Source organism: Actinomadura verrucosospora, assembly GCF_039540335.1.
GTDB lineage: Bacteria > Actinomycetota > Actinomycetes > Streptosporangiales > Streptosporangiaceae > Spirillospora > Spirillospora verrucosospora.
This window is the reverse complement of the sequence record NZ_BAABEV010000047.1, coordinates 57,467-69,167: the sequence shown is the minus strand read 5'-3', so window position 1 is coordinate 69,167 and position 11,701 is coordinate 57,467. Positions and strand designations below refer to the sequence as shown.

13 protein-coding genes and 2 riboswitches are annotated in these 11,701 nt (G+C 72.0%); of the genes, 9 read left to right on the top strand and 4 right to left on the bottom strand.

Annotation, left to right across the window (positions count from 1 at the left end):
- A partial coding sequence (locus tag ABD944_RS35070) for a hypothetical protein (RefSeq protein WP_345184256.1) occupies positions 1-881 on the bottom strand: 881 nt, incomplete at its 3' end.
- A gap of 81 nt (positions 882-962) precedes the next feature.
- On the opposite strand from ABD944_RS35070, the gene cds1 reads away from it, so the two are divergent.
- Complete coding sequence (gene cds1, locus ABD944_RS35065; protein WP_345184254.1) at positions 963-2,063, top strand: L-cysteine desulfhydrase Cds1; 1,101 nt, start codon at positions 963-965, stop codon at positions 2,061-2,063.
- Here cds1 and ABD944_RS35060 read toward each other — a convergent pair.
- A complete protein-coding gene (locus tag ABD944_RS35060) occupies positions 2,053-3,351 on the bottom strand; it encodes a M50 family metallopeptidase (RefSeq protein ID WP_345184252.1) in 1,299 nt (432 codons plus the stop codon). The two genes, cds1 and ABD944_RS35060, sit on opposite strands and share 11 nt — an antisense overlap.
- 237 nt (positions 3,352-3,588) lie before the next feature.
- On the opposite strand from ABD944_RS35060, the gene ABD944_RS35055 reads away from it, so the two are divergent.
- The 5 genes from ABD944_RS35055 to ABD944_RS35035 all read left to right on the top strand — a co-directional run bounded on the left by ABD944_RS35055 (position 3,589) and on the right by ABD944_RS35035 (position 8,743).
- A complete protein-coding gene (locus tag ABD944_RS35055; RefSeq protein ID WP_345184250.1) occupies positions 3,589-3,930 on the top strand; it encodes a hypothetical protein in 342 nt (113 codons plus the stop codon).
- Between the two features lie 314 nt (positions 3,931-4,244).
- A riboswitch (glycine riboswitch) is annotated at positions 4,245-4,340 on the top strand.
- Between the two features lie 4 nt (positions 4,341-4,344).
- Positions 4,345-4,433, top strand: a riboswitch (glycine riboswitch).
- 73 nt (positions 4,434-4,506) lie between these two features.
- Positions 4,507-5,601 carry a glycine cleavage system aminomethyltransferase GcvT gene (gcvT, locus tag ABD944_RS35050; protein WP_345184248.1) on the top strand — a complete coding sequence of 365 codons (1,095 nt, stop codon included), beginning with the start codon at positions 4,507-4,509 and terminating at the stop codon, positions 5,599-5,601.
- A 55-nt stretch (positions 5,602-5,656) separates the two neighbouring features.
- Positions 5,657-6,046 carry a glycine cleavage system protein GcvH gene (gene gcvH, locus ABD944_RS35045; RefSeq protein ID WP_345184245.1) on the top strand — a complete coding sequence of 130 codons (390 nt, stop codon included), beginning with the start codon at positions 5,657-5,659 and terminating at the stop codon, positions 6,044-6,046.
- Positions 6,043-7,299 carry a serine hydroxymethyltransferase gene (locus tag ABD944_RS35040; protein ID WP_345184242.1) on the top strand — a complete coding sequence of 419 codons (1,257 nt, stop codon included), beginning with the start codon at positions 6,043-6,045 and terminating at the stop codon, positions 7,297-7,299. The genes gcvH and ABD944_RS35040 overlap by 4 nt, the downstream gene beginning before the upstream one ends.
- A gap of 70 nt (positions 7,300-7,369) precedes the next feature.
- Positions 7,370-8,743, top strand: coding sequence for an L-serine ammonia-lyase (locus ABD944_RS35035; RefSeq protein WP_345184239.1), 1,374 nt, complete (start codon positions 7,370-7,372; stop codon positions 8,741-8,743).
- Positions 8,744-8,753: 10 nt separating this feature from the next.
- Here ABD944_RS35035 and ABD944_RS35030 read toward each other — a convergent pair whose 3' ends face one another.
- Positions 8,754-9,215 carry a nuclear transport factor 2 family protein gene (locus tag ABD944_RS35030; protein WP_345184237.1) on the bottom strand — a complete coding sequence of 154 codons (462 nt, stop codon included), beginning with the start codon at positions 9,213-9,215 and terminating at the stop codon, positions 8,754-8,756.
- Positions 9,216-9,304: 89 nt separating this feature from the next.
- On the opposite strand from ABD944_RS35030, the gene ABD944_RS35025 reads away from it, so the two are divergent.
- Genes ABD944_RS35025 through ABD944_RS35015 form a run of 3 tightly spaced genes read left to right on the top strand, consistent with a single transcriptional unit; the run spans position 9,305 to position 11,086 of the window.
- A complete protein-coding gene (locus ABD944_RS35025; protein ID WP_345184235.1) occupies positions 9,305-9,880 on the top strand; it encodes a TetR/AcrR family transcriptional regulator in 576 nt (191 codons plus the stop codon).
- Positions 9,881-9,915: 35 nt separating this feature from the next.
- On the top strand, positions 9,916-10,665 hold the full coding sequence (locus ABD944_RS35020) for an SDR family NAD(P)-dependent oxidoreductase (RefSeq protein ID WP_345184233.1): 750 nt from the start codon (positions 9,916-9,918) through the stop codon (positions 10,663-10,665).
- Between the two features lie 43 nt (positions 10,666-10,708).
- Positions 10,709-11,086 carry a MerR family transcriptional regulator gene (locus tag ABD944_RS35015; RefSeq protein WP_345184231.1) on the top strand — a complete coding sequence of 126 codons (378 nt, stop codon included), beginning with the start codon at positions 10,709-10,711 and terminating at the stop codon, positions 11,084-11,086.
- A gap of 171 nt (positions 11,087-11,257) precedes the next feature.
- Here ABD944_RS35015 and ABD944_RS35010 read toward each other — a convergent pair whose 3' ends face one another.
- Positions 11,258-11,701 carry a winged helix-turn-helix transcriptional regulator gene (locus tag ABD944_RS35010; RefSeq protein ID WP_345184229.1) on the bottom strand — a complete coding sequence of 148 codons (444 nt, stop codon included), beginning with the start codon at positions 11,699-11,701 and terminating at the stop codon, positions 11,258-11,260.

Below are 11,701 nucleotides of genomic sequence, written 5' to 3'. Positions count from 1 at the left end.
TCGGCTCGGCCCGGCGCGCCCGGTTCGGCCCGCCGCTCGGCCCGGCGCTCGGCGGCCTCGGCGGCGCGGGCCATCCTGCGGCGGCGGGCGCGGTCGGCGACGTCGACGGGGCGCTGGAGCAGTTCGGGCGGGATGAGGTCGTGCCGGCCCGCGATGAACTCCTGCACCCAGATCTTGGCGCGGATGAGCGGCCGCCGGAGCCGCGTCTCGCGCCGGACGGCCCGGTGGTACCGGCGCGAGCCGGGGTCGTAGCGCCAGCGCGACCAGGGCGAGCCGGGCCGCGCCACCCGGATCGCGCCGACGATCAGCAGCGCGGGCATGAACAGCCCGATGAGCCCCGTCCAAATCTTGCCCTTCAGCAGCGTGACCACGGCGAGGACGAGGTTGACGGCGAGGGAGGCGACGTAGACCCGGGTGATCAGCCCGGTGCCGTGGTCGGGCGCGATGCCCTCGTAGCCGAGCGGTCGGATGCCGAGCAGCAGCAGCCCGGTCACCGCCATCGCGACGAACACCGCGTCGACGGACGCGCGGCCCTTCTCCGTCCAGTAGACGTCGCTGAGGTGCAGGATCAGCGCGAACTCGTCCAGGACGAGGGCCGAGCCCATCCCGAACACCACCGCCGCCGCGAGGTCGAGGCCGACGTAGGCGTCCGGGACGGCGAGGCTCGCCACCCCGCCCAACAGCATCAGCACCACGCCGAACACGACGTGGTGGATGTGCACGTCGCCGGCCTTCACGTTCCGGAACCACCAGCGCACGTCCGCGCGGATCAGCCGCACGTTCACCCGCGTCAGCACGAAAGTGACCATGAACGCCACGAAGAAACCGAACAGCGGCAGCCGGCCGGTCGCCACGATGCGTTCGTCGAACATCTCGATCATCTGCCCCCCGCCTCCTCAATGATGCACCGTGACATGCGCCGATATCGTGTGACCCTGCCGACGATCAGGGGGAGAACCGCCATGAGCCGCATCGTGGACCGCTGCGATCCCGGGTACCGGGCATGGATCGCCGAGGCGATCCGGCTCGTGGACGCCGACGCCAACCGCAGCGCCGACACGCACCTGCACGTGTTCCCGCTGCCCCCGGAGTGGGGCATCGACCTCTACCTGAAGGACGAGTCCGTCCACCCCACGGGTTCGCTGAAGCACCGGCTCGCCCGGTCGCTGTTCCTGTACGGGCTGGCCAACGGGTGGATCCGCCAGGACACGACGATCATCGAGGCGTCCAGCGGGTCGACGGCGGTGTCGGAGGCGTACTTCGCGCGGCTGCTCGGCCTGCCGTTCGTCGCGGTCATGCCGGCCACCACCAGCCCGGAGAAGATCCAGCTCATCGAGTTCCACGGCGGCCGCTGCCACCTGGTGGCCGACCCGTCGGCGATCTACGAGGAGTCGCGGCGCCTCGCGGCCGAGTGCGGCGGCCACTTCATGGACCAGTTCACCTTCGCCGAGCGGGCGACGGACTGGCGCGGCAACAACAACATCGCCGAGTCGATCTTCGAGCAGATGCGGCTGGAGCGGTTCCCCGAGCCGTCCTGGATCGTGGTCGGCGCGGGCACCGGCGGGACGTCCGCGACGATCGGCCGGTACGCCCGCTACCGGATGTTCCAGACGCGGCTCGCGGTGGTCGACCCGGAGGGGTCGGCGTTCCACGGCTCGTTCGCCGACGGGGACCCCGAGCGCACCGCGGCGGGCTCGCGGATCGAGGGCATCGGCCGCCCCCGCGTCGAGCCGTCGTTCCTGCCCACGGTGATCGACCGGATGATCCGGGTGCCGGACGCGGCGTCGATCGCGGCGATGCGCTGGACGAGCGAGGTCAGCGGCCGGAGCGTGGGCGGCTCGACCGGCACGAACATGTGGGGCGCGGCCGAGCTGATCGCGCAGATGCGGGCCCGCGGGGAGCGCGGCAGCGTCGTCACGCTCATCTGCGACGGCGCCGAGCGCTACGCGGGCACCTACGGGTCGGACGCGTGGCTGGCGGAGCAGGGCCTCGACGTCGCCCCCTACCGGGCCGCGCTGGACGCCTTCCTGAAGACCGGCACGATGCCGGACGTCACCCCGTGACGCGGATCGGGTTGAACAGGTCGGCGTAGATCAGCAGGCCGCCCATGACGATCAGGATGACGGCCATCACGTACGTCACCGGCAGCGCCTTGGCCACGTCCACGTAGCCGGGGTCGGGCCTGCGGAAGATCCGGGCGAAGGCCTTCTTGACCGCCTCCAGGAGCGCGCCCGCGATGTGCCCGCCGTCCAGCGGCAGCAGCGGGATGAGGTTGAACAGCCCGACCGCGAGGTTCAGCGAGCCGAGCAGCATCACGAAGAAGGAGACCTTCTGCGTCCCGGTGAAGTCGTCGGACGCGGCGACCTCGCCGCCGATCCTGCTGACGCCGACGACGCCGATCGGCCCGTTCGGGTCGCGCTTCTCGCCGCCGAAGGCCGCGTTCCACACGCCGACCATCTTCTGCGGCATCCGCACCAGGGCGCCGACGGTGCGCGCGGTCAGGTCGCCCATCGTGCTCGCGACCGCGCCCGGCCCCTGCCGCTCGATCCCGCTGGACGGCGTGATGCCGAGGAACCCGACGTTGACGACCTTGTCCTCGTCCTTGAGGTCGTACATCTGGTTGCGGGTGATCGGGACGTTCAGCCGCACGTCCCTGCCGTCCCGCCGGACGGTCATCGGGACGGTCTTGCCGCCGTCCTTGCGGATCAGCCGCTGGAGCTGCGGATAGTCGTCGATCTTCTTGCCGTCGAACGCGACGATCCGGTCGCCGGCCTGGAGCCCGACCTGCCGCGCGGGCGTCGGCGTCGCGCCCGCCGGGCACGCGGCGACCTTGGCGCTGGCCGGCACCATGCACTCGGCGACCTCCTTGATCACCGGCTGCGGCTGGTTGACGCCGATGCCCATCAGCAGGATCGCGAAGAACATCACCGACAGGAGCAGGTTCATCGCGGGCCCGCCGAACATGATGAGCAGCTTCTGCCACCACTTCTTGGCGTAGAACACGCGGTCCCCGTCGCCGGGCCCGACCTCCTCCAGCGAGGCCCCGCGCGCGGACTCGATCAGCCCCTGCCACGGCCCGGTGCTGATCCGCCGCACCTGCCCGGGCGCGTCGCCCTTGCGCGGCGGCAGCATGCCGATCATGCGGATGTAGCCGCCGAGCGGGATCCACTTGACCCCGTACTCCGTCTCGCCCTTGTGCCTCGACCACATGGTGGGCCCGAACCCGACCATGAACTGCGTGGTCCGCACCCCGAACAGCTTGGCGAAGGAGAAGTGCCCGAGCTCGTGCAGCGCGATGGAGACCAGCAGGCCGAAGAAGAGGATCAACGCTCCAGCCAGGTAGTAGACCATGCGGCGTGCCCTCCGGGTCCGTCCACCCCGCGCACCCGGGGGTGATCTCCGACAACCAGTTCAGAGTACGTTACGGCCCGCGATCCGGTTGAGGCGAACGAAGAAGCGGTCCGTGCCGGAGGCCACTTTGATGCACGGTGCTAACCCGGCCGCGCATCATTGGCACGAGAGCGCGTATCCGCGAGCAGGGCCGACCGCCCATCATGGGCGGCCCACCCCGGCCACGGAGGTTCCCCCTTGAAGCGCGGTCATGTAGCGGTCCTGGCCCTGACGCTGGCCCTGGCCGGCTGCGGCGGCAACGACGACGGCGGCACAACGGCGGGCGCGTCGTCCCCAGCCCCGACCGCCAGGACGCAGGCCCCCTCCGCCCCCGGCACGGGCGCCGAGACGACGCCCCTCCCCCCGGCCCAGTCGAAGGCGGTCAAGGCCTTCAACGACTGCATGCACGCCCAGGGCGTCCAGATGCCCACCCCCAACCCCACGAGATCCCCCGCCCCCGACGAGCTGAAGAAGATCAGGGCCGCCCTGCAGACCTGCGTGAAGTCCATGTCGCCCCCCGCCACCCCACCCCCACGCTGACGACCACCGCCCACCGCGCTCCCATCACCAAGAAGCGCAACGGTCGAACGACCCGCACAGAGGGACACCGAAACGGAAGCACCAGCAGCAACCGTCTAACGAGACGACCTAAGCCGCCACCTCAGCCGACGACGACCCCAACACTCGCGATCGCGTCCGAAGGCAGGTTCGAGCTTGCGAGAACCTGATCGCGCAGCGAGCCGCAAGGCGAGACGGAGCGATGCAGCGATCGCACGTGTTTTTTGAGGTCGGGGCCCCCAGGGCCCCGACCTCAAAAAACACAATGAACACTGCTAGCCTTCTTCGACAGCTGATGATCCCGTGCGGGAGAGTCCCTCGCAGCCGGTGGGGGACGCCGAAGGAGCAAATCCTCCCCGGAACCTCTCAGGCCCACGGACCGCACGGGCCAGGCGACCTCTGGAAAGCGGGGACTCCGGTCCCCCGCCGAAGGTGAAAGCCCGCCGTGCGCGGCGGGTGAAGCTCTCAGGCGCCGATGACAGAGGGGGAGGCACCGATACGCCCGGTGCGCGAGTGGGACGATGGACCACGCGCGCCCGTGACGAAGGAGCCGAGCCCATGTCCGCCGATCCGACCGCGAAGAAGACGCCGCTGCACGACGTCCATGAGGACCTCGGCGCGAACCTCGTCGACTTCGCCGGCCATCTCATGCCGCTGCGCTACGCGAGCGAGACCGCCGAGCACCAGGCCGTCCGCACGGGGGCGGGGCTGTTCGACCTGTCGCACATGGGGGAGATCTTCCTGTCGGGTCCGGGCGCGGGGGCCGCGCTGGACTTCGCGCTGGTCGGCAACCTGTCGCCGATGCCGGTGGGCAAGGCCCGCTACACGATGATCTGCGGGCACGACGGCGGCGTCCTGGACGACCTGATCGTCTACCGGCTCGCGGACGAGACGTGGATGGTGGTGGCGAACGCGGCGAACGCCGCCGTCGTCCGGGAGGCGTTGGTCGAGCGGGCCGCGGGGTTCGAGGCGGCGGTGGACGACCGGTCCGACTCGTACGCGCTGATCGCCCTGCAGGGGCCGCGTTCCCAGGGGATTCTCGAGGGGTTCACGGACGCGCCGCTGGGGGACCTGAAGTACTACGCGATCCTGGCGGGGCGGGTCGCGGGCGTGGACGCGCTGGTCGCCCGCACCGGGTACACGGGCGAGGACGGGTTCGAGCTGTTCGTGGACGCGTCCGACGCGGTCGGGCTGTGGAGGGCGCTCGCCGCGGTGGAGGGGGTCGTCCCGGCGGGGCTTTCGGCCCGCGACACGCTGCGCCTGGAGGCGGGGATGCCGCTGTACGGGAACGAGCTGACGGCCGAGACGACGCCGTTCGAGGCGGGCCTCGGCCGGGTGGTGAAGCTGGACAAGCCAGGCGATTTCGTGGGCAAGGCCGCCCTGGCGGCGCAGGCGCAGACCCCGCCGGGCCGTAGGCTCGTGGGACTGGTCGCGCGGGGGCGTCGCGCGCCTCGCAAGGGGTACCAGGTCGTCACGTCCGGCGGCGCGCCGTGCGGCATCGTGACGAGCGGCGCCCCGTCGCCCACACTGGGCACGCCGATCGCCATGGCGTACCTCGACAGCGGCGTCGAGGAGGCGGGCCTCGCCGTGGACGTCCGCGGCCGGCACGAGCCGGTGGACGTGGTGGCCCTGCCGTTCTACAAGCGTTCCTGAACAAGTTGTCCGGCGGTGTGGGGCGCGCCCCCACAGTGGAAAGAGAGAAGTGATCGTGAGCGTTCCGGAGGAGCTCCGCTACAGCGAGGAGCACGAGTGGGTGTCGGGCCTCGGTGGCGAGGACGGCATCGTCACGGTCGGCATCACCGCGCACGCCGCCGACGCCCTCGGTGAGATCGTCTACATCGAGCTGCAGCCGTCGGAGGGCGACACCGTCGAGGCGGGCGAGCCGTGCGGCGAGGTGGAGTCGACCAAGTCGGTGAGCGACGTCTACTCCCCCGTCAGCGGCGAGATCACCGCGATCAACAGCGCGGTGGTGGACGAGCCGAAGGTCATCAACGACGACCCGTACGGCGAGGGCTGGATCTTCAAGGTGCGGATCTCGGAGGAGCCGGGCGACCTGCTCGACTCCGCCGCCTACGACAAGCTGATCGAGGAATCATGAGTCTGAACGACTCCCTCGCGACGGCCGATCCGGAGGTCGCCGAGGCCGTCGCCGCGGAGCTGCGCCGCCAGCAGGGCACCCTGGAGATGATCGCGTCGGAGAACTTCGCGCCGGTCTCGGTGCTGGAGGCTCAGGGGTCGGTCCTGACGAACAAGTACGCCGAGGGGTACCCGGGCCGCCGGTACTACGGCGGCTGCGAGTTCGTCGACGTCACCGAGCAGCTCGCGATCGACAGGGCCAAGGCGCTGTTCGGCGCCGAGCACGCGAACGTCCAGCCGCACAGCGGGGCGCAGGCGAACACGGCGGTGTACTTCGCGCTGCTCCAGCACGGCGACACGATCCTCGGCCTCGACCTCGCGCACGGCGGGCATCTCACGCACGGGATGCGGCTGAACTACTCCGGCAAGGTGCTGAACGTGGTGCCGTACCACGTCCGCGCCGAGGACGGCCTGGTCGACATGGACGAGGTGGCCTCGCTCGCGGCCGAGCACCGGCCGAAGATGATCGTGGCGGGCTGGTCGGCGTACCCGCGGCGGCTCGACTTCGCCGCGTTCCGGCGGATCGCCGACTCGGTCGGGGCGCTGCTCATGGTCGACATGGCGCACTTCGCGGGCCTGGTGGCGGCGGGGCTGCACCCCTCGCCCGTCCCGCACGCCGACATCGTGACGACGACGACGCACAAGACGCTCGGCGGTCCCCGCGGCGGGCTGATCCTCGCCCGCGAGGAGTACGGCAAGAAGATCAACTCCGCGGTGTTCCCCGGCATGCAGGGCGGCCCGCTGGAGCACGTGATCGCCGCCAAGGCCGTCGCCCTGAAGATCGCCGCGTCGGAGGAGTTCCGGGCCCGGCAGGCGGCGACGGTGGAGGGCGCGAAGCTGCTCGCCGAGCGCCTGCTCGCCGAGGACTGCGCCAAGGCCGGCGTCAAGGTGCTGACCGGCGGGACGGACGTCCACCTCGTGCTGGTCGACCTGGTGGACTCCGAGCTCACCGGGCGCGACGCCGAGGACCGCCTGCACGACATCGGCATCACGGTCAACCGCAACGCGGTGCCGAACGACCCGCGCCCGCCGATGGTGACGTCCGGTCTGCGGATCGGCACCCCGGCCCTCGCGACCCGCGGCTTCACCGCCGAGGACTTCGCCGAGGTCGCGGACGTGATCGCGCTGGCGCTGCAGCCGTCCTTCGACCGGGACGCGCTCGCCGCGCGGGTGAAGGCGCTGGCGGACGAGCACCCCCTGTACCCGAACCTGTGACGTTCCGGCGCCCTCTCCCCCTGCGGGACCCCCGTCAAGGGGGAGGGGGCGCGGCTACAACGAGGTAGCTATGGCCATCAGCGTTTTCGACCTGTTCAAGATCGGCATCGGTCCGTCGTCCTCCCACACGGGGGGCCCGATGGCCGCGGCGCACCGGTTCGCCCGGGGGCTCCAGCGCGACGGGCTGCTGGAGAAGACGGCGTCCGTCGCCGTCACCCTCTACGGGTCGCTCGGCCTCACCGGCAAGGGCCACGGCTCCGACAAGGCCGTCATCCTCGGTCTTGAGGGCGACAAGCCCGAGCTCGTCGACGTCGACCGGGTGGACGAGCGGCTCGCCGCGATCCGCGAGCGCGGGGCGCTGCGGCTGTTCGGCGACCACGAGATCCCGTTCGTGGTCAACGAGCACCTGGTCTTCGAGCGCAAGGAGTCGCTGCCCGGCCACCCCAACGGGATGCGCTTCACGGCTCTGGACGCCTCCGGCGGGGAGCTGCGCGCGAAGGTGTACTACTCCGTCGGCGGCGGGTTCATCCTGGACGAGAACGCCACCGGCGCCGACCGCATCAAGCCCGACGACACCGTCCTGCCGCACCCCTTCGACACGGCCGCCGAGCTGCTGGAGCGGTGCCGGGAGACGGGCCTGTCGATCTCGGCGCTGATGCTGGAGAACGAGAAGGCGTTCGGCCGCGACGCCGCCGAGATCCACGACGGCCTGCTCGAACTCTGGCAGGTCATGCGGGCCTGCGTGACCCGCGGCTGCACCCGGGAGGGCCTCCTGCCGGGCGGGCTCAAGGTGCGCCGCCGCGCTCCCCAGCTGCACCGGCAGCTGTCCGCGGAGGAGGCGTCCGACCCGCTCCACGCGATGGACTGGATCACCCTGTTCGCGCTGGCGGTCAACGAGGAGAACGCGGCGGGCGGGCGCATCGTCACGGCGCCGACCAACGGCGCCGCGGGCATCATCCCGGCCGTCCTGCACTACTACGACCGGTTCATCCCGGGCCACGACGACGAGGGCGTGGTGCGGTTCCTGCTGACCGCCGGGGCGATCGGCGTGCTGTTCAAGCAGAACGCCTCCATCTCCGGGGCCGAGGTCGGCTGCCAGGGCGAGGTCGGGTCGGCCTGCTCGATGGCCGCCGCCGGGCTCACGGAGGTCCTCGGCGGCACCCCCGAGCAGGTGGAGAACGCCGCCGAGATCGGCATCGAGCACAACCTCGGCCTGACCTGCGATCCCGTCGGCGGCCTGGTCCAGGTCCCCTGCATCGAGCGCAACGCCGTCGGCGCCGTCAAGGCCATCAGCGCCGCCCGGATCTCCCTGCGCGGCGACGGCCGCCACTTCGTCTCCCTCGACAAGGCCATCAAGACCATGCGCGACACGGGCCGCGACATGCTCGACAAGTACAAGGAGACCTCGCGCGGCGGCCTCGCCGTCAACGTCATCGAGTGCTGACCGCGGCCCGCTACCGGAGCGGGATGTCGAGGTCGTGCTCGTCGGCGGGGCGCGGGCCGCGGATGCGGCGGTCGGCCTCGCCGATCGCGACGTCGTTGATGCTCGCCTCCCGCCGCCGCATCAGGCCGCGCTCGTCGAACTCCCACAGTTCGTTGCCGTAGCTGCGCCACCACTGCCCGCCGGCGTCGTGCCATTCGTACTGGAACCGGACGGCCATGCGGTTCTCGCGGAACCCCCACAGGCTCTTGCGCAGCGCGTAGTCGAGCTCCCGCTCCCACTTCGCGGTCAGGAAGGCGATGATCTCCTCCCGTCCGGTGACGAACCGGTCGCGGTTCCGCCAGACCGAGTCGGGCGTGTAGGCGAGCGCCACCCGCTGCGGGTCGCGGGTGTTCCACGCGTCCTCGGCCGCCTGGACCTTCTGCTTCGCGGTCTCCAGGGTGAACGGCGGGTAGGGCGGACGGTCCTCGGTCACGGCGGCCTCCTCGGGTTGAGAACGAGCGTTCTCCATCTCTGCCGCTAAGGTAGGGAACGATCGTTCTCAACGTCAAGTCAGGAGCGCCCATGCCGGCCGCGATCACCGAGGAGCAGCAGGACCGGGACCGCCAGGCCCTGCTGGACGTCGCCGAGCGCCTCTTCTACCGGCAGGGCGTCCAGGCGGTGGGCATGGACGAGCTGCGGACCGTGTCCGGGCTGCCGCTCAAGCGCATCTACCGGCTCTTCCCCACGAAGGAGGCCCTCGTCGTCGCGATGCTGGACCGCCGCGACCGCCGCTGGCGCGCGAGCCTGGCCGCCCATCTGGACGCGGAGCCCGACCCCCGGCGGCGCGTCCTCGCCCTGTTCGACTGGCTCGGCGCGTGGTTCGCCGAGCCGGGCTTCCGCGGCTGCGCCTGGGTCAACGCCCACGGGGAGCTCGGCTCGTCCTCCCCGGCGGTCGCGGACGCGGCGCGAGCCCACAAGCGGGCCTTCCACGACCAGGTCGTGGCCCTGGTCTCCCCCGTCGACGCGTCCGCCGCCGAACCCGTCTACCTGCTCGCCGAGGGCGCCATCGTCGTCGCCGGAATCCAGGGCGACCCCACCGCCGCCGCCCGCGCCCGAACCGGCGCCCGCCTTCTCCTGGAAAGGGCAGGCCGGGCTTGACCCTGCCGTTGGCGGCAGGGTTCCAGGCTCGGGACATGGAGACGAATTCGGAGAACAGGGTCGTCCTGGTCACCGGCGCGGGAACCGGGATCGGACGCGCCACGGCACGCATGTTCGCGGCCGAGGGCGCCCGCGTGGTGGCCGTCGGACGGCGGCCCGGCCCGCTGGCCGAGACCGCGGACGGGCATCCCGGCATCGAGCCGCTCGCCGCCGACATCACCGGCGACGGCGCCGCCGCCGAGATCGTGCGCAGGGTGACGGACGCGCACGGACGGCTGGACGTGCTGGTCAACAACGCGGCGATCGTCCAGAGCGGGACCCTGGAGAGCCTCGCCCCGGAGACGCTCGCGCCGCAGCTCGCGACGAACCTGGTGGCGCCCGTCCTGCTGACCCGGGCGGCGCTGCCCGCGCTCGACGGCGGCGGGGTCGTCGTCAACGTCAGCACGTCCGTCGGGCAGCGGGGCTGGCCCGGCAACGCGTTCTACGCCGCCACGAAGTCGGCGCTGGAGACGCTCACGCGCGGCTGGGCCCTGGAGCTCGCGCCGCGCGGCATCCGCGTGGCCGCCGTGGCGCCCGGAGCGATCGCCACCCCGATGGGCGAGCACCAGGGCCTCTCCGCCGAGCGCCTCGCGGCGCTCCGGCAGTGGCAGATCGACCACACCCCGCTCGGCCGCGTCGGGCGCCCGGAGGAGGTCGCGTGGGCGATCACGCGCCTGGCCTCGCCCGACGCCTCGTTCGTCACCGGAGCCGTCCTCGCGGTGGACGGAGGCGCGGTGGTCGCCTGAGCGCCGGCGGGCCCGCCGCCTGGTAGAACGAGGGGCGGAGGTGGTGGCGGTGCGGATCGGCGAGCTGGCGCGGATCACCGGGACGACGCCGCGGGCGCTGCGGCACTACGAGGAGGCGGGCCTGATCGCGTCCCGCCGGGCGGGCAACGGGTACCGGATCTACGACGAGGGCGCGGCCGTGCGGGTCCGCAACATCCGGGAGCTGCTCGCCGTCGGCCTCACCCTCGACGACGTGCGCGCGTTCTCGGTCTGCCTGGACGGCGACGTGGCGGCCTCGCCCCCGTCGGAGAAGGGGCTCCGGATCGCCCTGGACCGCCTCGCCGTCCTCGACGCGCGCATCACCGCCCAGACCGAGGCCCGCGACCGCCTCGCCACCGCCCTGACCCGCGCGGCCGAGAGACGCCCCGCATCGGCCCGCTGACCGCGGGGACGTGGAGGCGGAACCGGCCGGGGTCTCGGGACGGCGGGCCTATCTCAACGGACTGCTGACCAACCTTCTCAACCCGAAGATGGTCACCTTCACCATTGGACGGGACGGTCGGCGTCCTCGCGGGCCGCATCGGCGACTGGCTGCGCCGCCGTCGCGGGTGGATCAGGGGCGGGCGCCCCGGCCGGTGGGGGAATGGGCGCCCTGGCGGGCCTCGTTGCCGCAGTGGCGGCACACGACCTGGGGGCTGACGGTCTCGCCGCAGGAGTGCCGCCACCGGACGGGCGGGTCGTCCGGGTGCAGGTGCCGGTCTCCCCAGGCCATCAGCACGAGCAGGACGTCGCACAGCTCCACGCCGGCGGGCGTCAGGCGGTACTCGTGGCGCACCGGGTGGTCGCTGTAGCGCTCGCGGCGGATGACGCCGCCCGCCTCCAGCTTGCGGAGGCGGGCGGTGAGGATGTCGCGGGACGCGCCGGTGTTGCGGACGATCTGGTCGAAGCGCCGCACCCCGTAGCTCAGCTCCCGGATCGCCAGCAGGCTCCAGCGCTCGCCGACCAGGTCCAGCGTGTCGGCGATCGAGCACTCGCGCGGATCGGCGTCCTTCGGCAT